20 protein-coding genes are annotated in these 23,990 nt (G+C 74.3%); 1 reads left to right on the forward strand and 19 read right to left on the reverse strand.

What is annotated here, in order from left to right:
- Positions 1-412 precede the first annotated feature (412 nt).
- From ACFC1F_RS31740 to ACFC1F_RS31800, 13 genes are all read right to left on the reverse strand, one after another.
- The gene (locus ACFC1F_RS31740) at positions 413-1,456 is read right to left on the reverse strand and encodes a RimK family alpha-L-glutamate ligase (protein ID WP_376163490.1); all 1,044 of its coding nucleotides are present in this window, start codon (positions 1,454-1,456) and stop codon (positions 413-415) included.
- Between the two features lie 5 nt (positions 1,457-1,461).
- The gene (locus ACFC1F_RS31745) at positions 1,462-2,238 is read right to left on the reverse strand and encodes a GAF domain-containing protein (RefSeq protein ID WP_376163492.1); all 777 of its coding nucleotides are present in this window, start codon (positions 2,236-2,238) and stop codon (positions 1,462-1,464) included.
- A complete protein-coding gene (locus tag ACFC1F_RS31750; protein ID WP_376163494.1) occupies positions 2,228-3,103 on the reverse strand; it encodes a S8 family serine peptidase in 876 nt (291 codons plus the stop codon). Before ACFC1F_RS31750 ends, ACFC1F_RS31745 begins: the two co-directional genes overlap by 11 nt.
- Entirely contained in the window at positions 3,096-6,422 is a 3,327-nt protein-coding gene (locus ACFC1F_RS31755) for an AAA family ATPase (RefSeq protein ID WP_376163496.1), read from the reverse strand. The genes ACFC1F_RS31750 and ACFC1F_RS31755 overlap by 8 nt, the downstream gene beginning before the upstream one ends.
- A complete protein-coding gene (locus ACFC1F_RS31760) occupies positions 6,419-7,933 on the reverse strand; it encodes an MFS transporter (protein WP_376163498.1) in 1,515 nt (504 codons plus the stop codon). Before ACFC1F_RS31760 ends, ACFC1F_RS31755 begins: the two co-directional genes overlap by 4 nt.
- The gene (locus ACFC1F_RS31765) at positions 7,930-8,874 is read right to left on the reverse strand and encodes a DUF6895 family protein (protein ID WP_376163500.1); all 945 of its coding nucleotides are present in this window, start codon (positions 8,872-8,874) and stop codon (positions 7,930-7,932) included. Before ACFC1F_RS31765 ends, ACFC1F_RS31760 begins: the two co-directional genes overlap by 4 nt.
- Before the next feature lie 17 nt (positions 8,875-8,891).
- The gene (locus ACFC1F_RS31770; RefSeq protein WP_376163502.1) at positions 8,892-10,097 is read right to left on the reverse strand and encodes a radical SAM protein; all 1,206 of its coding nucleotides are present in this window, start codon (positions 10,095-10,097) and stop codon (positions 8,892-8,894) included.
- Positions 10,094-11,056 carry a DUF6895 family protein gene (locus ACFC1F_RS31775; RefSeq protein ID WP_376163504.1) on the reverse strand — a complete coding sequence of 321 codons (963 nt, stop codon included), beginning with the start codon at positions 11,054-11,056 and terminating at the stop codon, positions 10,094-10,096. Before ACFC1F_RS31775 ends, ACFC1F_RS31770 begins: the two co-directional genes overlap by 4 nt.
- On the reverse strand, positions 10,998-12,284 hold the full coding sequence (locus ACFC1F_RS31780) for a glycosyltransferase (protein ID WP_307853550.1): 1,287 nt from the start codon (positions 12,282-12,284) through the stop codon (positions 10,998-11,000). Before ACFC1F_RS31780 ends, ACFC1F_RS31775 begins: the two co-directional genes overlap by 59 nt.
- Positions 12,285-12,403: 119 nt before the next feature.
- Positions 12,404-12,532, reverse strand: coding sequence for a hypothetical protein (locus tag ACFC1F_RS31785; RefSeq protein ID WP_376163506.1), 129 nt, complete (start codon positions 12,530-12,532; stop codon positions 12,404-12,406).
- 110 nt (positions 12,533-12,642) lie between these two features.
- Complete coding sequence (locus ACFC1F_RS31790; RefSeq protein WP_376163508.1) at positions 12,643-14,499, reverse strand: BTAD domain-containing putative transcriptional regulator; 1,857 nt, start codon at positions 14,497-14,499, stop codon at positions 12,643-12,645.
- A 1-nt stretch (position 14,500) separates the two neighbouring features.
- The gene (locus tag ACFC1F_RS31795; protein WP_148642053.1) at positions 14,501-14,692 is read right to left on the reverse strand and encodes an aroma-sacti cluster domain-containing protein; all 192 of its coding nucleotides are present in this window, start codon (positions 14,690-14,692) and stop codon (positions 14,501-14,503) included.
- The gene (locus ACFC1F_RS31800) at positions 14,689-15,168 is read right to left on the reverse strand and encodes a LuxR C-terminal-related transcriptional regulator (RefSeq protein ID WP_148642054.1); all 480 of its coding nucleotides are present in this window, start codon (positions 15,166-15,168) and stop codon (positions 14,689-14,691) included. Before ACFC1F_RS31800 ends, ACFC1F_RS31795 begins: the two co-directional genes overlap by 4 nt.
- 417 nt (positions 15,169-15,585) lie before the next feature.
- Here ACFC1F_RS31800 and ACFC1F_RS31805 point away from each other — a divergent pair, with 417 nt between their 5' ends.
- The gene (locus tag ACFC1F_RS31805; protein WP_376163511.1) at positions 15,586-17,295 is read left to right on the forward strand and encodes an MFS transporter; all 1,710 of its coding nucleotides are present in this window, start codon (positions 15,586-15,588) and stop codon (positions 17,293-17,295) included.
- A 50-nt stretch (positions 17,296-17,345) separates the two neighbouring features.
- On the opposite strand, the gene ACFC1F_RS31810 is transcribed toward ACFC1F_RS31805, so the two are convergent.
- The 6 genes from ACFC1F_RS31810 to dpgB form a co-directional block, all read right to left on the reverse strand.
- Positions 17,346-18,098: a B3/4 domain-containing protein gene (locus tag ACFC1F_RS31810; RefSeq protein WP_376163513.1), complete on the reverse strand. Its 753-nt coding sequence runs from the start codon at positions 18,096-18,098 to the stop codon at positions 17,346-17,348.
- Between the two features lie 71 nt (positions 18,099-18,169).
- Complete coding sequence (locus ACFC1F_RS31815) at positions 18,170-19,081, reverse strand: fatty acid desaturase family protein (RefSeq protein ID WP_376163515.1); 912 nt, start codon at positions 19,079-19,081, stop codon at positions 18,170-18,172.
- 195 nt (positions 19,082-19,276) lie between these two features.
- Entirely contained in the window at positions 19,277-20,422 is a 1,146-nt protein-coding gene (locus ACFC1F_RS31820) for a glycine amidinotransferase (protein WP_376163517.1), read from the reverse strand.
- 110 nt (positions 20,423-20,532) lie between these two features.
- Positions 20,533-21,822 carry a PLP-dependent aminotransferase family protein gene (locus tag ACFC1F_RS31825; protein ID WP_376163519.1) on the reverse strand — a complete coding sequence of 430 codons (1,290 nt, stop codon included), beginning with the start codon at positions 21,820-21,822 and terminating at the stop codon, positions 20,533-20,535.
- A gap of 18 nt (positions 21,823-21,840) precedes the next feature.
- A complete protein-coding gene (gene dpgC, locus ACFC1F_RS31830; RefSeq protein WP_376163521.1) occupies positions 21,841-23,130 on the reverse strand; it encodes a (3,5-dihydroxyphenyl)acetyl-CoA 1,2-dioxygenase DpgC in 1,290 nt (429 codons plus the stop codon).
- Positions 23,131-23,201: 71 nt separating this feature from the next.
- Entirely contained in the window at positions 23,202-23,987 is a 786-nt protein-coding gene (gene dpgB, locus ACFC1F_RS31835; protein ID WP_376163523.1) for an enoyl-CoA-hydratase DpgB, read from the reverse strand.
- Between the last annotated feature and the right edge of the window lie 3 nt (positions 23,988-23,990).

Consider the following 23,990-nt stretch of genomic DNA (forward strand, 5'->3'; position numbering starts at 1 on the left):
GTTGACTTTTGGCACGCTGTTGAGTTCTCAAGGAACGGACACTTCCTTCGGACCGCCTTCCAGCGGGCCCTCCGGGCGCTTCGTTCTTTCGTGTTCCCAGCTTATCAGATGTTCTCCGCTCCGTTTCCGGCGCTTCGTTCATCCAACTCGCTGGTGTCTTCTGCGGCTTGACGCCCCGTCCGACGTTTCAAACTCTAGCCCATCCCCGCTCCGAGAAGCGAATCCGGCCGCAATCCATATAAACGGACACGCCGAATAAGACCCGAGCCGCACCACCGAAAAAGGCAAAGCACGACCCAGCCCGAACCGGGAGTGATGTTTCTAGGGATTGGCCGCTACGGGACCGTCCGCGCCGATGCGTGTCCGGTGCTCCCTGTCGAGCGACCAGGTAACACTACGCCTATTCGGCCGCTCAGGCAAAGCCCGGCCCGGACAGGAACCCGAGCAGGTCGAACTCCCCCGGCAACGGCGACGCCTCGCGGTGCAGGTCGGCGAGCATGGCGGCCACTGCGACGGTGACGGGCTCGGTGTGGGTCCGTTGCTCGGCCCAGCGCCAGTCGCCGTCGGGGTTGACCTCCAGGAAGACCGGCTCGCCGGCGCTGATCAGGAAGTCGAACGCGCCGTACCGGAGCGACATCGCCGTGGCGAGGGTCCTGGTGGCTGCGACCACCGCCGGGGGCGGCGCCACGGGGCGGACGTCCAGCCGGTCGGGGGCAAGCCAGGGGTCGGCGGGTGCGTCCTTGCCGACCTGGAAGGCGTGGATCCGGCCGGCCGCGTAGTAGACGCGCAGCTCGGCCTCGTGCTCGACGTACTCCTGCACGATCACGGGCGGCCCGGGACTCGGCCCGGCGGACAGGGCCTGCCGGTCGACGACGACGGGGAAGACGCCGTTCAGCCGGCCGGGCGCGGACTCGACGAAGTGGTGGTGTGCGGCCTTGACGACCAGCCGCGGGCAGTCGAACTCGTCACGGGCGCGGCGCGGGTCCGTGGTCAGCATCGTGCGCGGCACGGCGACCCGGTGGCGCCGGGCGGTCTGGAGCTGGGAGAGCAGTCCGGGGCGGTCCGGGTGGATCGCCGTCCGGGCGATCGTGGCCAGCTGGCAGGCCGCGGCCTGCCAGGACTCCCGTAGGAAGAGGGTGTGGGCCGCGTCCTCGGTGCTCTCGATCGCGGACACCGCGAAGTGCCTGATCCAGGTCACGGTGGGTGTCAGCCAGCGGCCGTTGAGACGGGCCGCCCGGCCGTCGGGGGCGACGACCAGGTCCGCGGCGACGAGTTCGTCGGCGTTCAGCCGGGCCGATCGGATTCCCTCGGCCCCGAGCAGGTTCTGCACCGCCTCCAGGTCCGCGTCGCACGCGCGGCTGAGGAGCAGCACGCACGGCACGGGCCGGGGCCTGACGTCGACGACCTGGGTGGGGTGCGCGAGCTGCGCGAGAAAGGCCGCACGGGCGTCAGCCACCGGCGTCACCCGTCACCGAGGCCCCGCCCGCCGGCCGACCCCGCGGCCTTCGGTCCACCCGCCTTCGGTCCACCCGCCGCCTGCTCGCCCGCCTTCGGTCCACCCGCCGTCTGATCGCCCGCCTTCGGTCCGCCGACCGTCGCCTCGCCGGCGAGCAGCTCGTCGGCCATCACCAGGAGCTTGGTCACCGTCGCGCCCACCTGCTCGGAGGCGAGCGGAAGCCGCTCCGCCACCCGTTCCAGCAGGGACAGGTCGAGCTGCGCGGTCCGGTCCTGCGCGGCCCGGGCGCCGAGGTCGGCGTCCCGTGACCGGAGCTGGACGAGCAGCTCCAGCACCGTCGCCATCTCGGTCGCGAGCAGCCCGAGCGAGGCCATGTCGCCGAGGTCGCAGCGCTGCCGGCTGTCCCGGTCCAGAACTTCGAGCACACCGACGCAGTCGCCCTCGCAGATGAGCGGGGCGGCCATGATGCTGCGCGGCACGTAGCCCGTGGACTCCGCCGCTCTTCGGGAGAAACGGGGGCTGTCCGCCACGTCGTCGATCACCACGGGCTGGCCGGACACCATCGCCCAGCCGGCGATCCCGGTGCCGTTCGGGAACCTGGTGCCCAGCAGGTGCTGCTCGCCCTCGCCCGCCACCGCCTCGAAGACCAGGTCCCCGTTCGCCTGGTCCACCAGGAGCACGGAGGCGGCGGCCGCGCCGAACACGCTGCGGGCGACCTCCACGATCGACTGGAGCAGTCTGCGCTGCGGGAGATCGGCACTTTCCAGCGGGTCAGTCGACACGCGCACCTCCATCGGGTACGGCAACGTTCTCGGCGGCCAGGTAGAGGACGGACTTGAGCTGGAACGGCGTGAGCGACGGGTGCTTGCTGAGGATGAGCGCGCAGATGCCCGCGATGTGCGGGGTCGCGAAGCTGTTCCCGGTGCTGAGCAGCTGCCGGCCGCCCGGCCCGGCCACCGGCACGCGGACGCCCCGTGCATAGAACTCGACCGGTGGTGAGGGGTTGTAGTAGTAGGTCATCGGGTTGGGGCTGTCGTGGCTGGCCACCGAGATGACCGAGGCGAACGGCCACGGGTAGCTGCGCACCGGCATGTTGTGGGCCGACGCGACGATGACGCAGCGCCGGAAGTAGGCGTGGTCGGACAGGTCGCGCAGGGCGTCGCGGAAGTCGGGCTTCGTCGTCGAGAGGCTCATGTTGATGACGTCGAACCCCTCCTCGATGGCCCAGGTCAGTCCGGTGAGCAGGGCGGCGCCGCTGCCGTGCCGGCCGCTGGACAGGACGCGTACCGAGGTGAGGGACGCCGCCGGGGCGATGGACCGGATGACGCTCGCGCAGGCCGTGCCGTGCCCCGCCGCGTCGCCGGGTTCGGTCGGTACGACGGTGAGGTCGCCGTCCTCGCCGGGGATCACGTCCCGGGCACCGTCGATCCCGCCGACGAGCGGGTGGTCGGCGTCGACACCGCTGTCGAGCACGCAGACCCGGACCCCGGAGCCGTCCGCACCGCCCCAGGCCCACTCCTGGGTGACCGGGCCGAGCGGGCTGACGGCGAAGGGCTCCTGCGGCACCACGGAGACGGGCATGCTCCACGCGGGGACGCCGGGGAAGTGGTCGCGCGGCGGCCTGCGCCACGGCGGGACGTCAGTCACGGGCACCACCGGATCCACGGGCACCCGCACTACCGGCGTCACCCATGGCACCACCGGCGCTCCCCGCGCCGAGCCACTCGCGGACCCGGCCGGCCGGCAACGTGGCACCCTTCGCCTCGAACCTCCGCAACGCCTCGGCCCCTTCCTCCGTCGCCCGTCCGGTCATCCCGGCCGCTCTGAGCACGATCGCCAGATCGAAGAGCGTCTCCCCGGTGAGGCACAGGTCGTCCGACCCGGCCGCCAGGGTCCGCGCCGCCGTCGCCTCCGCCACCGCCTCCTCGTGGCACCCCCGGGCGGACGCGATCCGGCCGCGCAGCGCGGCCGTCCCGAGCCTGACCCGCACGCTCTCGGACTCGCCCGCCAGGTCGAGCCGGTCGAGGGCCGACGCGGCGGCGGCCACCCGGCCCTGGGCGAAGAGCTCCTTGGCGATCGCGACCTCGGTGTTGCGGGAGTCCGGGGCGTGCTCGGTGGTGCGCAGCACGCCGAGGCTCTGCCGGTACCGCGCCTCGGCCACGTCGTGGGCGCCGGCCAGCGACTCCACGAAGCCGGAGGCGTCCAGCACCACCGCGTCGGCCAGGTCGAGGTGCACGTCGCGGGAGTACGTCAGCGCGTCGGCGAGGGTGTGCCGGGCGCCGTCGACGTCGCCGCCGAGCGCCTCCAGGTGTGCCCTGGTCACCAGCACCGGGATGAGCAGGGTCCGGCTGGCGGCGAACCGGTGGGAGAGCATGGCGCACAACTCCAGCCCGGTGGCGACGCGCGTCGGTGCCCACTGCGCCAGTTCGCAGACCGCGCAGAGCAGCCGGTCCTCCTCGTAGCGGTCGCTCATGGCCCGGGCCCGCTTCAGCGCGAGGCCGAACGAGGCCTCCGCGGAGGCCGTCCGTTCCGCGATCAGTTCGAGGTGGGCCTGGAGCTGGTGCAGCCGGCACCGGCTGAGGTCGTCCCCGGGGTCGCGTTCCAGTGCCGCCGCGATCGCCGCCGCGTCCGCCGCCACGGACTCGGCCGGGGCCATGCCGAGCCGGAGCGTGACGATGGCGCGCTGGATCGCGCAGGTGACCGCGGCGCGGCGGTCCCCCGGCAGCGCGGCCTCGGCGGCGGCGAGTGCGCCGCGGCAGCGTTCCTCGTCCTGGAGCCAGAGGCCGGCATCGCAGACGTGCAGGGCGAGCGCCGTGTGCCGGGGGTCGCCGTCGGGCAGCAACGCGCGCCCCCGTTCCAGCAGTTGGACGGCCGCCGGCAGGTCCTTGCGGGCCAGGGCGTTCATGCCCTCCGCGATCAGGGTGTTCGCCGCCGGCCCGGCCAGCGCGGGCGGTTGGGGGTCGCCGGGCCGCAGCTGCCTGCGCAGGCGGCTGGTGGCCTCGACGTGGTAGACGACGGCCATCGCGTCCTGCGGGTGCTCGCGGGAGTAGCACTCGGCCAGGAAGTCGTGCCAGCGCTCGCGACGCGTCTTGGGGGTGAACTCGTAGGCGGTGTCGCGCAGCAGGGCCTGGGCGAAGCGGACGGTCCCGGCCGGGCCGCGTTCGAGGACGCGCCTGCGGGCCAGCCTGGCCATCGCCTCGTCGGTCGCGGCGGGGTCGATGCCGTCGGCCTCGGCCATCACCCGGAGCAGGTCCCGGGTGAACTCGCGCCCGATCACCGCGGCGAGCTCCAGCAGGCTGCGCTCGGTGCCGGGCAGCTGGTCCAGCCGGGCACCCAGCATCGCCTGGATCGTGGGCGGGATCTGGGTGCCGGGGGCGGTCTCGGCGAAGACGTCCATGAGCTGCTCCGCGAAGAGCGGATTGCCGTCGCACAGCGTGGCGACCCGGCTGTTCACCTCCTGGTAGTCCTGCGGGTAGACCTCGCCCCGCAGTGCCAGCTGCTCCACCAGGGCGGCCGTCTGGTCGCCGGTCATCGGGCCGAGTTCCAGCGTCGTCGCGCAGGGCTTCCCGCCGCCCCAGGTGCTGCGGATGTCCAGTAGTTCGGGGCGGGCGACGCACAGCAGGAGGACGGGGACGTCGTGCAGCCAGGTCGCGACCTCGTCGATGAGGTCCAGCAGGGTCTCCTCCGACCAGTGCAGGTCGTCCCAGACCATGACGACGGACCTGGACCGGCCGAGGGCCTCCAGGAGGTGGCGCACGGCCCAGGCGATGTCCTCGACGCCGACCTGGCCGCCGGAGCTGCCGTCCTGGTCCACGACCAGGCCGAGGGTGTGCGTCACGAGGCCGTGCGCCGACGCCGCGCCGCCCGGCTCCGAGCCCGGCGCTTCGAAGCCCGGCGGCTCGGGGCGGGCGGGACCGGAAGGGGCGGGAGCGGAACGGGCGGGGTCAGAGCCGGCGGGATCCGAACGGGCGAGAACGGAACGGGCGGGGTCAGGGCCGGCGGGATCCGGGCCGGCTTCCAGGAGCCGGGTGAGCGCCGGCCAGCCGCCGGGGAGCGAGCCGAGCATCTCGGCCAGCGGCCGGTAGGTGATCCCCCGGCCGTAGGGCGAACAGCGTCCGGACAGCACGGTGACCTCGCCGTCCGGCAGGGTGGCGAGGAACTCCCGCACCAGGCGCGACTTTCCGATCCCGGGAACGCCGACCACCGTGGCCAGACAGACCTGCCGCCGCTGCCTGGCCCGCCGGAAGCTGCGCTCCAGCTCCTCCAGCTCGTCGTCCCGGCCGATGAACGGGGTGACCGGCCCGGGGCCGTCGGCGAGCAGCACCGGGGCGGTGACCCGCCAGGCCGGCACGGGGCGGGCCTTGCCCTTCAGCTGCAGCGGTGCGACGGGCTCGATGCCGACCTGCCACCGCACCACGGCCGCGGTGTCGGCGCAGACCAGCACCTCGCCCGGCCGGGCGGCCGTCTGCAGCCTGGCGGCGGTGTTGACGGCGTCCCCGACGACCCGGAAGTCGTCCCCCGGCCTGGTGATCACCACGACGTCGCCCGTGCAGATGCCGGCCCGCGCCTCCAGCTCCACCTGGTACTCGGCGCTGAGTTCGGCGGTGAGCCCGGCCAGCGCCGCGAGCGCCCCGGTGGCGGCGCGCACCGCCCGTACCGCGTCGTCCTCGTGGGCGACGGTGGCGCCGAAGACGGCGAGGATCGCGTCGCCGATGAACTTCTCCACCACCCCGCCGTGTTCGGCGATGCAGGCCCCGCAGCTCGCGAAGTACCGGTCCATGACCTGCCGCAGCGGTTCCGGGTCCAGGCGTTCCGCGAGCGCGGTCGAGCCGACGATGTCCAGGAAGAGCATGGACACCTTCTTGCGCGTCTCGCGCGGTGCGGCGCCGGCCGCCAGCAGCGTGCCGCAGCCGGCGCAGAACCGGTCGGCGTCGGCGGCCCGGCGTCCGCACGCGGGGCAGTTCACCGGGTGCCCTTCAGGGTGGGCTCGGCCGGCCCCGGACCGGACTGGTCGGCGGGCTGGTCGCCGGGCTCGTCTCCGGACGCGGCGCCGGACTGGTCGCCGGGCTGGTCACCTGACGTGCCCCCGGCCTCGCCTCCGGACGCACCGCCGGGCTCGTCGTCCGTGTCCGGCCGGGCCTGGTCGGGCCCGGCGGACGGCCCGGCGGACGGCGCGGCGTCCGGTCCGGGGAGGGCGAACCGCGCGCAGACGCCCGCGAGGACGACGACGAGCCCGGAGACCGCGAAGATCGTGTCGATCGGGCCGAACCGCACACCGGCGACCGAGCCGCTGAAGTCCCGCAGGCCGCTGCCGGCCAGCCAGCCCGCCAGCGCCGCCGTCAGCATCGCCGCCAGCCGGGTGACCGGGTAGAACACGGCGAGCACCCGGCCCCGGAACTCCGCCGGGGTCGCGGCCAGCAGCAGCGGTGCCATGGCGGTGTTCAGCATGGTGATCGGCAGGATGAAGACGAACAGCACGGCCACGGCGCCGGGGAAGGCGTTCTGCCGGGAGTACAGGACCAGCAGGACGCCGCTGACCATCAGGCCGATCCAGGTCGTCCGCCGGGCGCCGATCCACTTCACCACCCGACCCGAGGCCAGCGCGCCGACGATCCCGCCGATCCCCGTCGCCATGCCGAGGTAGCCGTACAGCTGGGCGGAGGCGTGCAGGTTCCCGGTGGCGAAGAAGACGTTCAGGGTGGACAGGGCGCCGACCCCGAGCTGGCCGACCACGGTGAGCAGCAGCAGCGCCACCAGGAACCGGCTGCGCACGAAGAACCGCAGGCCCGCCTTGAACTCCTTGACCAGGCCGGGGCGTTCGGCGCCCGGCCGGTCCCGGTCGGCGGCCGGCGCCGGCGGCGTGATGTCCACCGACCGGATGGCGATGTACGACACCAGGTAGGAGGCCGCGTTGAAGAACAGCGCCCACTGGATGCCGACCGTGAAGAGCAGCGGCGCGGCGAGCGGTGGCCCGATGATCCAGGCGGTCTGGGCGGTCGCCTGGGCGATGCCGGCCGCGCGGGCCCGGTCGGCGTCGCCCGTGACGAACTCCGCGACGACCGCGAACCGCGCCGGGGTGAAGAACTGGCCGGCCGCGTTGAGGACGAGCACGGTCGTGTAGATCAGGCCGAGCCACACCCCGACCGGGAGGTCCTCGACGGGGAGGAACGCGACGGCGGTCAGCACGGCCACCAGGGCGCCGCGGATCACCTCGGTGCCGAGCATGGTGGCGCGTTTGTCCCAGCGGTCGACGAAGACGCCCGCGAGCGGCCCGACGAAGAGCACGGCGGCGCTGGTCGCCAGCACGACGCCGCTGACCGCCTGCGGCCCCCACGGCTTCCCCTTGGCCAGCACGGTGGCCACCCAGAGCACGAGGGTCGTGCTGAACACGGCGTCCCCGACGGAGGAGACGGCCTGTCCGAACCAGAGGCGGGTGTACTCGCGGTTGATGAGGGTGAGGGTCGGCCGGAGTGTCATGCGGCACCCGCCGGGGCGACGAGCAGCGTCATCATCGCCGTGACCAGGGTGGTGTGGTAGGCCTTCGCGAAGAACGCCCCGGCCGGCTCGTCCGCCGTCACCCGGGTGCCGGCCGACCGCCCGGGGATCGCGCCGTCGCTCTGCTGGGCCCGGACCAGGCAGGCGACGGCGGCCGTGCCCCCGGGGGTGCGCAGCGGCTCCACTCCCAGGCAGACCTGGGTCAGCAGCAGCTCCGCGGCCAGGTCCCACCAGTCGCGCCGGACGCAGTGCTCCAGCAGCCGGCGGACCAGTTCCGCCGCGTCCGCCAGGGCGTCGGCGGACAGCCCCGCGCCGGTCCGGCCGAAGTCGCTCAGGTAGAAGCTGGAGTGCGTGACGGCGTACGCCTCCGGGACGGTGACCGGCGCCTCGCCGTCCGGCACCGCGCGTTTCGCCGCCTCGGCGGGCAGCGTGACGAGGACGTTCCCCGCGACGAGCTCCTCGTAGGGCTCGACGGTGTGCCGCACGCCGGCCTTGTCGGCGTAGTACCGCAGCTCCAGTCGCTGGTAGGGCGTCCGCCCCCGCGGTGACAGGTCGTCGGCGGCCAGCCGGGCGAGGACGGCCCGGCACGGCCGGTCGTCGATGCCGTCGGGGGCCAGGGCGGCGTAGACCAGCCCGTAGTAGGCGGCGCAGCGGGGGTCGGCGGTGACGAGCCGGGGGAAGTCCGGGTGCTGCCAGAGCGTGCGGACCCGCGTCGTCACCCGGGCGAGCCGGGGGTCGTCGCCGGTGTCCACCCGGGCCCAGCAGTGGCGGAGCAGCGCCAGCTCCAGCGCGGCCTTGGCCTGCGCGTACGGCGTCTCGTGCTCCGGGTGGCCCGGGCCCGCCGCGTACGGGTCGAAGCGGTCCAGGTTCCGCTCCAGCCAGGCGAGGGTGCCGGCGGACAGCCGGTGGAGGTCCGGTGGCATGGCATCCGATGGCATGGCTACAGGCGCCCCGTCTCGTCGAGGTAGTCGAGCAGGGCCGCGTCCACCGTGTCGTGGAAGGCCGCGAGCGTGCCCCGGTCGTCCGCGCGCCGGTAGAGGTCCTCGCAGCCGACCCAGCGTTCCCTGGTCACCGCGCCGGGCAGGTATCCGCCGGAGATCGTGCCGACCTCCCAGTCGGTCCGGCCCGCGGTCTCCCAGCAGCTCGCCAGCGTGCCGTCCGCGCTGACCACCGCGCCGAAGCGGCCGTCGTCGTAGCCGCAGGTGACGCACGGGCGGTGGGCCTGCGGGCGGGTCACGGTGAAGCCGAGGTCGAGGGCGCGGCGCTGCCAGCGGGTGAAGCGGGCCGACAGGTCGCGGGTGTGCTGGAGGTCGTTCCCGTAGCCGATGCCGACGTCCCCCACCTGGGCGAAGTACAGGCTGCACCGCTCGGGGTCGAGCTCTGCGGCGAGCCGGTCGATCAGCGCGTCGACCCCCTGGTGGGTCTCCTGGGAGACGTTGACCCGGAGGGTCCACCGGAGCGGGGAGGCATCGGAGGCCCGGACGATGTTGCGGACGATCGTGTCGTAGGTCCCGCCGCCGTCGGCCCGCCGGATCCGGATCCGGTCGTGGTCGGGGCGGTCGCCGTCGAAGCTGACCTGGACGGAGCGGAGCCGGAGGTCGGCCAGCCGGGCGGCCAGGGCCGGGGTGAGCAGCGTGGCGTTGGAGATCATCCAGGCGGACGCCAGTCCGTGGTCGGCCGCCCGTTCCAGCAGTTCCAGGCAGCCGCGCGGGTTGAGCAGGGGCTCCCCGCCGAAGAGCAGGACCCGGAGCTCCTCCACGCCGGCGGCGGCCATCTGCCGGTCGGTGAAGTCGAGGATCGAGCCGATGGTCCGCGAGGTCAGGCGCGTCCGGGCGATCCGCGGCGGCCGGCTGCCGCCGTCCGGGTCCTGGCCGGTGTTCTGGAAGCAGTAGCCGCAGCCCAGGTTGCACTGGGTGCTGGTCAGCACGGTCAGCGAGTAGCTGCGCGGGAGTGCGGTGGTCAGCAGGCCGTGCTCGCGCAGCCGGCGTTCGGTGGCGGGCCGCAGCCGTCCCTCGGCGGTCAGCTGTCCGTCGCGCAGGCGGGCCAGCCCGCCGCCCGGGCCGAGGAACCACCAGTTCCGCTCGCCGCGGAGGATGCGCGCGCCGGCGACGTGCCCGGTGCGTTCGTCGGTCTGGACCCGGGTCACCGCGCCCCCCGGACGGCCGGCGACCGCTCCTCGGCGTGGTCCGCCGCGTCGGGGCGCCCGTGCAGGACGGTCAGCGTGGCGAGGGCGGTCACCACGGTCGACTGGTAGGCCTTGCGGAAGAACTCCACGGTGGTCGCGGCCGCGTCCGCCCGGTCGTCGGCGGACCGTCCGGGGATCGCGCCGCCGGGCGACTGGACCGCGGCGAGCATCCGCAGCCCGGCCGCCCCGGACGGCGTGCGCAGCGGGTCGAGGCCGAGGCAGTGCTGCGCGAGCACCAGCTTGCCGGTGAGGTCCCACTCCCCGCGGCGTACGGTCGCCTCGGTGAGCCGGCAGACCCGGTCGCGGGCGTGCTCCAGGGCCGCGCCGGTCAGCGCGGCGGTGCGCGGGTCGCCCGGGTCGGGGGCGCGGAAGCCGAAGTCGGTCAGGTGGAAGACCGTGTGGGTCACGTCGCAGACGTCGAGCTCGTCCAGCGGCCGGTCGTCCCCGTGTCGGGCCAGCCGGCCGGCCTCGTACAGCTCCCGGTAGGGGCGCAGGCTGTGCCGGACCCCGGCGAGGTCGGCGTAGTACCGGGTCTCCAGGCTGCCGAAGGGCGACTGCCGGCGCGGGGTCAGGAGGCCGCCGGCCGCGACCTCGGCGAGCACGGCCGGGTGCGGGCCGTCGGTGATCCCGGCGGGTGCGAGCGCGCCGTACGCCAGCCGGAACTGCCACGCGTAGCGTGGTTCGGCGGCGAGCAGGGGCGGGAAGCCGGGGTCGCGCCAGACGCGTCCGAGGGTCCCGGTGACCTCCGCCAGGCCGGGGTCCTGCGGTGCGACCCGTTCCCAGGAGCGGCGCAGCAGGGCGAGCTGCAGCAGGGCCTTGACCCGCGGGGTGAGCGGCAGCTCGGCACGGCCCGACGGCGAGTCAAGGAAGCCTGAGTGGAGGCGTATCCAGTGCAGCGCCCCCGTCGACAGTTTCGCCACGACCGCTGTGTCCAGGCCGGCTGATCGCGTACCCATGGTTCTCCCGGTTCTGTGTGGAGGTTGCTGACGGCCTGGCCGCCCGCTCGATGGCATCGGCCGCGCGGGCGGCGCCGTCCGCCGCGGCCAGCCGGCGGCCGAGCCCGCGGGCGCGCCCGCGCAGCGCGTCGTCCCGCCAGGCCGCTTCGAGCCGCCCGGACGGGTCCGGCTCCGCCGTCCTCGGGACGTGCACGGCCACGCCGGCGCGGAGCAGGGCGCCGGCGAGCAGCGGCTGCTCGGAGCCGTTGGGCGAGACGCCGAGGGCCCGGCCGCGCAGCAGGGCGGCGAGCACCGGGGCGGACGTGCCGCTGGTCAGCACGAGGCCGGCCAGGTCGACGAGCGGCCCCAGCCACGGTTTGCGGACGAGCAGGATGTCGGCCCCGGGAGCGGGTCGCGGGTCGGTCGACCGTCCCTGCTCGACGACGGCCTGGAACGGGCCGCCGGTGAAGGTCGCGTTGAGGCGGGGCCACGGGGAGCCGCCGCCGAAGAAGCGGCCCAGGTGGACGTAGACGACGGGCTTGCCGGAGCGCTCCAGGTGGGCCCGGATCTCCGCGAGTTCGGCCCGGTCGGCCGCGGGCTCCCAGGCGAGCGGGCCGACGTGGTGCACCCGCTCGGGCAGCACCGCGCCGGGGTGCTCCAGTTCGGGGTCGCCGCGCAGCAGCAGCGCCTCGCCGAGCAGCGGGCCGGCGGACCGGTGCGAGGCCCACCGGGACGGCCGCCCGGCCAGTCCGGCCTGCTCCCGGGTGGCGGCGTACAGGTCCAGGCACTCGCGGGTGCGGTTCTCCCGGGTCCGGCCGAACTGCGGCTCGCCCTCGCCGCCGCTGCGGTAGTCCCACAGGTGGACGGAGAGTCCGATCACCGCGACCGGGATGTCGAGCGTCTCGGCGGCGAGCAGCGCGCCGTTGCACAGCACCGAGGTGACCAGCAGGTCGGCCCGGGCCTGCCGGGCGGCGCGTACGACCGCCCGGTACTGCGCCGCCCCGGTGGGGCCCCACCAGGTGGCGGAGAAGGCCCGCCGGCCGCCGAAGTCCTCCGCCGCCGCGAACGGCAGGCCGGCCTCGGCCACGAGGGGTGCGGCGGAGGAGCGGCCGAGCACGTCGACCCGGTGGCCCCGACGCCGCAGCTCGTGCCCGGCGGCGATCGCCGGGTAGAGGTAGCCGCCGTCACTGAGCGGGCAGAGCAGGATGTTCACGGGGCCTCCGGGCCGGAGCGGTCGGGCCGACGGGCGGGCACCGGGCGGGCCGCCCGGACTCCGGCGACCGGCGCCGGTGACCGGGTGGCCCGCCCGGTCCTCATGGCTCGACGTTCAGGTCAGAGCGCCGAGCTGTTGTTGACGACGCACCAGTCCTCGACGGCTTCGTCGGCGGGCACCCCGTGCGCGACGACGTCGACGTCCTCGTCCTCGACCTCGGTCGGCTCCGGGTTGATGTCCTCGGGCATGCTGTCCTCCTCTGCGGTGGCGGCGTCCGCTACGCCGGTCCGAGAGAAAAGGTAGGAATCCTTGGTATGACAGCGGCTGGTCGGCGGTTTGATATCGGTATGACGATCGGTCAGTGGTGTGCCACCGGTACGGAAACCGGCCTGGACACCGGTACGGACACCGGCATCACCACCGACATCGGCATCGGCATCGCCACCGGCCCCGGAGCCGGCAGCGGCATCCGGTCGGTCGCCCGGGCCACCATCTCCCGGGCGAAGGCGTACGGCAGCGCCGGCATCTCGTAGCGCACGGTGTGGGCCAGCCCCTCGACGTCCGGGACGGTGAGGAGGCCGGCCTCCAGCAGGTGCTCCAGCACCAGCACCGCCGAGTCCGGGTCGGTGTCCAGCACGGCGGCCGCCTGTTCCAGCGTGAACACCGGCTCCGTGAGCAGGCCGAGGCGCAGCACCGCCCGGTGCGCGGTCTCGGGGAGGTCCCCGATCGACTCCGCCAGCCGGGCGCGGACCGCCAGGTCGCCCCCGCACAACTCGTCCAGCAGCGGCCGGGTGCCCGCCATCCGCGCGCCGTACTCCCGCAGGGGCACGTGCCGCAGGAACGCCAGCCGGTCGGCCGCCAGCCGGACCCCGAGCGGCAGCAGCCCGGCCGCCCGGACGATCCGCCCGGCGGACTCCCGGTCCGCCTCGACCCGCTCCCGGCCGATCACCCGGCCCAGGAACTCCACCGCCTCCTCCGCCGGGAAGGCCGAGAGCCAGACCCGCTCCGCCCCCTCCAGGCCGATCAGCCCGGGCCGGGCCGTCACCACGACCGCGCTCTCCCCCGCCTCCGGCAGCAGCGGCCGGACCTCGCACTCGCGCCGCGCGTCGTCGACGACGACGAGTGCCCGGCGTCTGGAGAGCCAGAGCTGCCAGGCCCAGCGCGGATCCGGCGGGCCCGGCAGCTCGGGCGGGCCGGGCGAGGCCGCGGCCAGCAGCTGCCGCACCACGTCCTCCAGCGGCCGCAGCCTCCCGTCCTCGCCCCGGAGCCGCACGAACAGCCGGCCGTCCGGGAACCGCTCGCCGAGCCGGTGCGCGACGTGGACGGCGAGCGCCGTCTTGCCCGCGCCGAGCGGGCCGGTCACCACGGCCAGCCGGTTGCCGCCCCCGGCCAGTGCGTCCGTCAGGCGCCGGGCGGCCGCCGCCCGGCCGGTGAAGGCCGGCGGGTCGCCGGGTAACAGGTTCGGGGGTGCCTCCCGCCGCGGGCGGGGTGCCGGCGCCCGCGGCTCGGCGGGCACCTGCTCGCACAGCAGTGACCCGTAGAACCGGGCCAGCGCCGGGCTCGGGGGCAGTCCCAGCTCGTGCGCCAGGGACTGGCGCAGCTCGTCGTAGACCGCCAGCGCCTCGGAGCGCCTCCCCGCCCGGCACAGCGCCGTCATCTGCAGCATGCGCAGCCGCTCCCGGAACGGGTGCTGCTGGGCGAGCTCGGTGACGCGCTCGACCGCCGCCGGCCCGCCGCCGGCCGCGATCTCCGCCTCCAGCCAGTCCTCGAAGACCCCGAGGAAGCGCCGGTCCAGGCGCTGTGCGGCGGCGTCGATCAGCGGCACGTCCCGGAAGCCGTCCAGCGCCTGACCGCGCCACAGCTCCAGGGCCTCGGTCAGCGCGCCGGCCCGGGCCCGCTGCTCGAAGCGGAGCGAGTCGAGCTCACCGGGCGCCGCGTGGAGCACGTACCCGCCGCTCTGGTGGCTGATCCGGGTACCGGTCTGCGCACCGACCAGCCGGCGCAGCGCGGAGACGTACACCTGGATGTTCTTGCGGGCCGTCCGCGGCGGCGCGTCGTCCCACAGCGCCTCGACCAGTGCGTCGAATGAGACCCGGGAATTCGCATGGCACAGCAGGGCCGCCAGGAGAATCTGCTGTTTCCGCGATCCCGGGTCCACCGGACAGTCGTTCTCCAGCACCTGCAAAGGGCCGAGAATCCCGAAACCGAAAGCCATCTCACGCCAACTTGATGGCGGTGGAATGCCCTTCTACCTCGGCGTCGGAAACCGCGTCCAGCCGCTGTTTGACGGAGTTGAGGATCGCCACCTCGTCCTCGCTGAGCTGGGAGAGAACGTCCCGCTGTTCGGGCGTCAGCAGGTCGACCGGGTTTCCCGCCTGCCGAAGGGCGGCGAGGGCGTCAAAGGTCATATTTCCCCTCCTGTGTCGTGTGCCCCGACATCATCGCCCGCTGCCCCGGCGACGTCCATGAGACTTTCGGGCCATAATTCCCCGCCCCCCGGCGACGACGCGACGATCAATGCGAAGAGTCCCGCCTGAAGCCTCGACCTGAACCCCAGCTTCGCCAGGATCGCGGTGACGAAACGCTTGACCGTGCGTTCGCTGATCTGCATTTCCCGGGCTATCGACCGGTTGTCGTAGCCGAGTCCCAGCAGTCGCAGGACGGCCCGCTCCCGAGGGGTGAGGTCCCGGCTGAGCGGCAGCGCGGCCGCCAGCGGTCCCGGCAGCCCGGACCGCCGCCGCGCCCCGCAGGCCGGGCAGACCGGAGCGGACGCCCCTCCTCCCCCGGTCAACGCAGCCGCGCGTCGGGACACGACGGGGACGGTCTTCCTCCACCGGACATCAACAGGATCCCCCCTCGAAGCACACGACCGCGCTGCCCTCATGCTGACGCCACACCCCCACCCCGGCAAGAGGGCGTACCAGCCCTAATGTCGCCAACATCACGGCCGGGAAACGGGTTTGGGACGGGCGTCGGCGCCTGGTGGGGGTGGTACGGCCCGGCCGGGCGCCGGGCGGTCGCCGGGCGGCGCACGAGGCGGTCGCGGGCCGGCGCACGAGGCGGTCGCGGGCCGGCGCACGAGGCGGTCGCGGGCCGGCGCCGTCGCGGCCCGGGAACGGCGCACGGGACAGGTCGGGGCCGGTGCATGGGACGGGCCCTACATCCCGAGGGTGACGCGCCACGCAGACGCCTCCCGGGAGCAGCCCCCGGCCACGGCCCGGACAGTAGCGTCGTCACCATTGCCCCCGGTGGAAGGCCCGGGGCGGTCGTCGGCCGGCCGCCGATGCGATGGTCCGATGCGATGACGGGAGAACCAGGCGCAGTGATCGGTCTGCAGCAGGTGTCCGCGCCACCGGCCGGACCCACGTCCTCCGACCGGCCGCCGACGCCCCGCGGACACCCCCTTCGGGGCCCCGTCTGGGCGGCGGGGGCGGGCACCCTGCTGGCGGGAGTGCTCTGGGCGCGGTACCTGGCCGGGGTCGGCGGCGACCTCTCCGCCCAGTGGGCGTGGGCCGACTTCGCGGCCCGGAACCCCGGCTCGGCGTACAACCTGTCGTGGTACGGCGGTATGCACCCCGCCTCCTACAGCCTCCTGGCGCCCGCCCTGATGGCCCTGCTCGGCGTGCACGCGGCCGCGGTGGCGGCGGCCACGGTCTCCGCGGCCCTGCTGGCGCACCTGGTGGTCCGCGCGCCGGTGCGGCACCCGCTCCCGGTGGCCCTGTGGGGGGCGTTCGCCATGCTCTGCAACACGGCGGCCGGGCGGGTGACCTTCGCCCTCGGAGTCATGTTCGGGCTGGCCGCCGTGGTGGCGGCCGGAGCGGACCGGGTGCCGGCGCGGTGGCGGTTCGCGGGCGCGGCCGGCTTCGCGCTGCTGGCGACGGCCGCCAGTCCCGTGGCCGGGCTGTTCGTCGAGGTCGTGGCGGCGGCCCTGCTGGTCACCGGCCGGCGCGGCTGCGGCTGGGCCCTGGCGGTGCCACCGCCGGCGGTGGTGCTGCTCACCAGCCGGCTGTTCCCCTTCGACGGGATCGACCCGATCTCGCCGTCCACCGTGCTGGTCAGCGTCGGCGCCGCGGCGGCCGTCGTGGCCTTCGTCCCCCGGGGCTGGCGGGCGGTCCGCGCCGGCGCCACGGCCTACGCCCTCGGCACCGTCCTGACCTGGGCCGTGGCCACCCCGATCGGCGGCAACGTCCAGCGGCTGCCCCTGCTCTTCGCCGGCCCGGTGCTCCTCGCGGCGCTCTGTTCCCGCCCGGGCCGCCCCGGCCGCTCCCGCCTCCGGGGCATCCGGGGCCTCCGGGGCCGCCCGGGCCCGCGGACGGCGGCCCTGGCCCTGGCCTTCGCGGCGACCGCCTACTGGACCGTCGCCGCGAACCTCGTCGGCATCCCGGCCACGGCCCCGGACTGGCACGCCGCACCGCTGCTCGCCGAGCTGGACCGGCTCGGCGCGGACCGCGGCCGGGTGGAGGCCGTCCCGATACTCAACCACTGGGAGTCCTGGGGGCTCGTCCCCGCGGCGCAGCTGGCCCGCGGCTGGAACCGCCAGATGGACGTACGGCGCAACCCGCTCTTCTACGACGACACGCTGACCCCGCAGAGCTACCGCGAGTGGCTGCGCCGCTGGGCCGTGCGCTACGTCGCCCTGCCGAGCGGTGACACCGACTCGGCCGGGACCGCCGAGGCCGCCCTGATCCGCGGCGGCCCCGACTGGCTGGAGGAGGTCTGGCACGACGAGAACTGGCGGCTGTACCGCTTCACCGACGCTCTCCCGCTGGCCGACCCGCCCGCCGAGGTGACGCACGCCGACGCCGCCCGGGTGGAGCTCACCCTGTCCGCCCCGGGTCCGGTCGTGGTGCGCGTCCCCTGGTCGCCGTGGCTCTCCGTGCAGGGTCCCGCCGGCTCCTGCCTGGCCCGGGACGGCGAGTGGACCCGTCTTGAGGCCGCCGCCCCCGGCGCCTACCGGATCGACGCCCCCTACGGCTGGTCCCGGGGCACTCCCTGCCGGAGCGGCGGGTAGTCCGCCGGGCGGGCACCACCGCGCCCACGGCCCGGCCGGGCCCCGGCGGGTCAGCCCGTGTGCTCGGGCCGGAGCGCCGGCCCCGCCGGGGCGGGGCCGGCGTCCGCGCACTGCGGCCCGAGCACGCCCAGCACGACCTCCTCCGCGTGCGGGCGGACGAGGTCCGCCAGGCGCTCCTGGGCCTCGCTCATGTGCTCGTCGGACACCGCGAACCGGTCCACCCGCTCCAGCAGGAAGACCACGTTCGCCGACTCCTCGGTGACCTTGGTCGCGTCGGCGTCACGGTGGTTCCAGTGCCGGGTCAGCACCTGGGAACCCTGGGCGTAGACCACCTCGCCCGGCTTCGGCGCCTCCTGCGCGTCCGGCTCGCCGATGGGGGTGAACAGATCGCCCTCCGCGCTGTGGCGGATCACCACGCGACCGGACAGCCGGTCCAGGTCGAACGCGCCGGCCGGGAGTCCGTACCGCACCGAGACGAGGTTGTAGGCGTCGACGGCGGGACTGACCCGCGGCAGGACGCCGGACCTCTCCACCCGGCGGGTCAGCGCGTTGAGGCTCGGACGGCTGCGCCGGGGGTTCGTGCCGAACCTGCGGTAGGCCTCGAACCACGAGGCGACGAAGGGGTGCTCCTCGCCGGCGAGTGCCCTGGTCCCGGCCGCCAGTTCGGCCTGCAGCTCGTCAATGGCCTGCGCGGTCGCCGGCCACTCCTCGGCGTTCCGCAGCCCCCGGGCCGTGACGAGGCGCACCTGGCAGCCGGGGAAGTCCCGGGAGACCGCCGGGTCCAGAACGAAGCCTTCGAACATTGCACTCTCCTCCGCTGGTGCCGCCCGGCACCGCCACCGCCGCGCCGGGGGCCGGGACGACCGCCGGCGGGCTAGGACGCGCCCCTGTTGGGCGTCGGGTCCGACAGGACCCGGTGGCGGGTCCTGAGCCGCTCCGCGTAACCGCTGGGATCGGCCGCGCTCAACGCCTCGTGCACCGACCGGAGACGGTGGTGCGGCGTGCCCGGCCACAGATGATGAACCGTATGGTAGCCGTCGCTGTGCGGGTGGAAGACCCATCGCTGCACCGGCCCGAGGTTGGTCACCGTCGAGTCGAAGACCGTGTCGGCGTCGCCGTAACTGTGCTCGCTGCTCTCCCCGACGAACCTGATCACGGGAAGCGCGACCACGTGCCCCAGGAGCCAGACGGCACAGCCGGTGAGCGCGGCCTGCCCGCCCCACAGCAGGGCCGCCGGGAGCGCGATGGTGAGCAGCGCCCAGAGCACCGGGGCCGCGACGGCGAACAGGTCGTTCGCGGTCTCGGTGATCCAGCTGCGCTGGTAGGCGTACAGCCGCTGCACCAGACCGCGCGAGAAGACGGCCGGCCCGCTGCGGTCGAGCCCCTCGATCCGGTACTCCTGGTAGCGCTGCCGGTCGGGGTCGTCGGCCGTCCCGAGCCGGCTGTGGTGGACGAGGTGACTCTCCCGGTAGCGCGAGATCCGCACACCGGTCGGGACGCAGCTCAGCACTCCGGCGCAGAAGTCGTTCACGCCGCGGTGGTGTCTGCTCCAGTTGAAGTGGCTCGCCTCGTGGAGCATGCACTCCAGGCCGCGGAGCTGGCGGCCGGTGAGGGCGACGGCGGCCAGGCCCACGAGCAGCCCCGCCGCACCGGTCGGGACCGTCGACCACCAGCCCGGCCAGGCCACCACGAGTGCCGCCAGGGGAATGCTGACGTGATCGGAGGAGGCCAGGGCCAGCGAGACGGCGAGCCGCGTGCGGTGCGCCTCGCCGATCACGTTCCGCATGCCCCTGGGCGCCTGGTAGCCGCGGCGGTACGGGCGGCTCGAAGCCTTGGTGACTCTCTCGTTTTCCTCTTCCGCGCATAGCACCGAATCCGACACTGTTCCTCCAAGTCGAGGCGCGAGTCTTCTCAGTGGCGGTGACCGGCCGGGCGCGCCGGGCGGCGCGGCCGGCCGGTCCCACCCCGGCTTCCCGGGCGGTCAGCCCAGGTAGTCCTCCGCTCCGCCGGTGCGCACGGTGTCGAGGGTGAAGCAGTGGAAGCCGCCGCCGAAGAGCCGGCGGTGCCGGTGCCGGACCGGGACGACCGTGAAGCCCTTGTTCTCCAGCGTGGCGATCAGGGTCTTGCACGCGTCGTTGACCATGACGGTCTGCTCGTCGATGGAGAGCAGGTTGAGGTCGATGTACGGGCTGGCCGGGATCGGGGTGTCGTTCTCGTACTGCGGGTAGTCGCTGACGGTGGGGGCGGGCGGCACGATGACGTCCCACTTGCGCAGCGGCTCGGGCAGGTAGTCCAGCACGCCCTCGGAGCGGACCAGGAGGGTGCCGGGGCGCAGCGGGATGACCACGCTGTCGATGTGGCTCTGCGTCAGCTTGTGCATCCGGTGGACCCGGAAGCGGCCCTCCAGGTGCCGCTCCAGCCAGTCGCAGGCCAGGGCGTGGTTGGCGTTGGAGATGTTGACGATCAGGTCGCGGCCCAGGCGCAGGCAGTTCGCGCCGTCGATCATGATCTCGACGCCCACGTCGTACGGGGAGGCCTGCGGGTCCAGCGGCGCCTCGATGTTGGGCGCGGCGTCCTCGTTGGCCGGGTCGAACGACGCGTCCGTCATCATCGGCCGGGGCATGGTCGTCCAGCGGGCGCCCTGCTCGAAGTACCGCATGAAGACGGGCTTGAGGAACTGGGTCTCGAAGTAGCGGGCGCGCAGGGTGGGCGGGGTCTCGATGATCTCGTCGCCCAGGATGAGGGTGTTGTCGCGCACGTTCAGCGGCGGCGTGACCGGCGCCGACCAGCCGGGCGCCGACATCTCCGTGGCCTCCGGGGCGAGCCGCATCGGGCGGTGCACCGTCAGGCCCAGGGACTTGAGCGCCGTGGCGATCCCCTCCACGTCCTCGATCAGCTCGTCGAGGAACCGCTCCTTCATGGCGAGGCGCTGCGGCTCGTTGCGCTTCTTGCGGTCCTCCCCCGGGCGCCAGTCGGTGATGCTCGCGTAGTAGCCGCGGGCGCCGGAGACGTTGTCACTGATGAACATGTCGAACGACAGGTCGCGGAGGCGTTCCGCGTAGTTGACGGCCGAGCCGAGCACGACCTCCTTGAGCGGGGTGAAGTCGTCGTAGCTGTTGAGGCGCATCCGGGGTTCCCATTCGTGAGTAGGTGGGTCCAGCCGGCCCGTCGGCCGGTGGGGTGTGAGCTGCGGGCGGGGCGCGGGGCGGCGCCCGGCGTCGTCCGGCGGCGGCCGGGTCAGGTGCCGAGCTCCTGCCTGAGGAAGGCGGCGAGACGCTCCACTCCGGTCTCGATCTGCCCGTCGTCGAGGTAGCTGCAGGCGAGCCTGAGCCGGAAGTCGCCGGCGCCGTCCAGGTAGAACTGGGACATGGGTGTCCACAGCACGCCGTAGCGCTCGGCCGAGGTCTTCAGCAGGGCGAGGTCCGCGGGCACCGGCAGCCGCATCCGGACGAAGAAGCCGCCCTCGGGCCGGTTCCAGTCCACGCCGGCCGGCCGGTCCCCGCCGAGGTGCCGGTCGAGGGCGTCCAGCAGCGTGTTCAGGCTGCGCCGGTAGTGCTCGGACTTGCGCCGCCCCAGCTCGGCCAGCGACCGCCCGTGTTCGAGCAGCATCCCGCCGATCACGGCCTGGCAGAGCGGTGAGGTGTTCACCGTCACCATGCTCTTCACGGCGGCCAGTTGTTCGGCGAGCGACCGCTCCTCGCCGTCCGCGGACCCGACCCGCTGGTCGGCGACGACGTACCCGACCCTCGCCCCGGGGAAGCAGATCTTGGCGAAGGTGCCGATGTGCACCACGCGGCGCCCGGTGTCCAGCGCCTTGAGCGGCGCGAGCCCGCTCCCGCCGGGGGCGGTGAAGCCGTAGGCGTTGTCCTCCAGGAGCAGGAAGTCCTCCTGCTCGGCGAGCGCCAGCAGCGCACGGCGGCACTGCGGCGACATCCGCCCGCCGCCCGGGTTGGAGAAGTCCGGGGCGACGTAGCAGGCGCGGATCCGCCGCCCGGCGCTGCGGGCCTCCCGGCAGGCCCGCCGGAGGCCGTCGAGGTCGATCCCCCGGTCGCCCTCGTCCACGCCGGTCACGGGGATGTCGAGCAGCCGGGCCGCGCCCATGATGCCGACGAAGCACGGGTTGGCCACCGCCAGCACGTCGTCCGGTGAGCGGAACAGCGCGCGCAGGGCGATCAGCATCCCCTCCTGGGCGCCCACGGTGATCACCACGTCGCGCGGCGCCGCGTCGATGCCGTGGTCGCGGCGCAGGGCCTCCGCCACGATCCCGTTGATCAGGCCCTGGCTGGGCCCGTACTCGAAGAGCAGCTTCCGTGCCCTGGCGGGATCGTGGCCCTCGGCGACCAGGTGCTCCAGGAAGCGGTCGGTGTACCGCTGGGGCTCCAGTCCTTCGAAGAAGACGGGGTGCGGGGCGCCCGGGCCGAACGAGACGGCGTCCGGGTAGCGGCTCATCACCTCGTTCAGGAATCCGATCGACTGCAGCACCGGGTCGTCGAGCGACCCGTGCAGACCGGCGGAGTTCAGTTGCATGTCAGCCTCTGCCCGCTCTCAACTCTGGGACTGTGCGCGTTGCCAACGCCGTTCGACCTTCTGGAGGACGTCCTCGGAGTAGGCCCGGACGGACTGGGCCACCGCGAACTCCGCCAGGTACTCGCGGAAGAGGTCGACCGGCTCCTCGGCGAGCGACAGCATCCGGCGGTTGGCGGCGACCGCCGGGGCGCTGAGCTCGCGCACCGCGCGCTCGACCGCCTCGGCCATCCCCTCGGCCGGCACCACCTCGTCGCACAGCAGCAGGCCCGCCGGTTCGGACGCCGCGATCCGCCGGCCGCCCAGGATCACCTGCCGGGCCAGCCTGGCGCCCGTCTGCCGGGTGAGCCGCAGGTTGCCCAGCCCGGGGACGATGCCCTCCTCGGCCGCGGGCAGGCTGAGGTAGGCCTGCGACTCGGCGATCACCCGGTCGAGCACCAGCAGCAGCTGCATGCCGCCGCCGATGGCGAAGGTGTCGACCGCGCCGATCCACGGCTTCTGGGTCGTCCGGTCGGTCGACGCGCCCGGAGCCGGGTCGGTGAGCAGACCCCGCATCATCTTGTTGATGTAGCCGAGCTCCCGGCCGAGCAGGAAGTCGACGAGCGAGATCCGCCCGTTGCGCAGCTCCTTGAGGTTGATGCCCGCGCTGAACACCCGCCGGCCCGCGTACTTGGGGTGGTCCACCTCGCCCCCGCGCAGCACCCCGACGCGCACCTGGTCGTCCAGCAGGGCCAGGTCGACCGCGGTCTCCAGGTCGGCGATCAGCCGGTTGTCCTCCGCGTTGAGGCAGTGCGCGTTGCGGAAGGTGACGTGCGCCGCCCCGGAACGCCGCTCGACCAGCACCGACGCCAGTTCGACCCTCCCGTGCGCACGGAAGTCGTCCAGCAGTTCCAGCGCACGCGGCGTGGGCAGCAGCATGGCGTCGATCAGGTGGCGGCCGGCCCGGGCGGAGCGCAGCACGGCGCCGCAGAAGATGCCCTGGTCGATCTCGCGGCCGTCCTTGTCGGCCTGGCGGTGCTCCAGTTCGGCCGCCAGCTGCGCGCGGGTCGGCACCAGCCCGGGGAAGCGGTCGGCCGCGGCGTGCACCAGCTCGGGGAGCCGCAGGTGGACCGTGCAGCCGTCGGTGAGCCGCGCGTACACGTCCTCGGCGTGCAGGCCGAGGAAGGCACGGCGGGCCGCCCGCATCGCCGCGAGTACGTCGTCGGCGCTGCGGTGCTGCCCGTGGTCGCGAGCGGACCTGAGCGGCAGCCCGGAGAGCAGCTGCTCCCCGGCGGCGGTGTACGACTCCAGCAGCCGGGCGTCGGCGTCCAACGTTCCGGTGAACCCCGGGACGGGGGCCGGCCACGCCTGTCCGGCCCCCGCGGTCGGAGAGGAGGCCCGGCTCACGACGCCGACCGCCCGGTGGAGGCCGCCCCGGCGTTCCCGGACGCCCCGGCGATCGCGGACGTTTCGGCGCTCTCGGCCGCTCCGGCGCTCTCGGCCGCTCCCGCCAGGCGCCGCAACTCGCGGTCGCAGGCGGCGAGATGGATGCCCAGCGCCTCGTCGTACTCGACCGAGGCGGCCTCCAGCAGCAGCTGCCGGCGGACCGCCAGCTCCTGGTCGGAGATCCGGCCGGTGAGCACGGCCGCGGTGTGCACGGCGTCCGTGAGGTCCTCGCTGATCTGGTCGACCAGGCCGAGTTCGGCGGCCCGGGCCACCGGGATGTCGGCGCCCCACATGACGATCTGCCGGGCGCGCGCCAGTCCGAGGTGCTGGACCAGGCGGTACAGCGACATGCCCGGCCAGAAGTGCCCGTCGTTGACCGGCAGCATCAGGGTCAGGTCGGGCGCGCCGATGCGGTAGTCCGCGGCGAGCAGCACGTCCAGCGCCGGCCCGCCACAAGTCCCCTGGGCGACCACGATGTTGACCGCGCCGAGCTTCTCCAGCCGGCGGACCGCACGCTCCCACCGGTTCACCTCCTGGATGGCGACCTCGCCGGGCCACTCCCGGGAGCCGGCCGGCAGCGGCTCCAGCCGCAGCACCACCACCGTCCGCTCCTGTGCGCCCTCGACCTCGGCGCAGAGCGCGTTCACGGTGGCGGTCAGCTCCGCGAGCGGCCGCGCCCCGTCGATCGTCACCGCCAGGCCGAGCCCTTCGAGCCGCCGCACGGATCCGGTCTCCGTTTCCACAGT

Origin of the sequence: Kitasatospora sp. NPDC056181, from assembly GCF_042266225.1 — a bacterium.
GTDB lineage: Bacteria > Actinomycetota > Actinomycetes > Streptomycetales > Streptomycetaceae > Kitasatospora.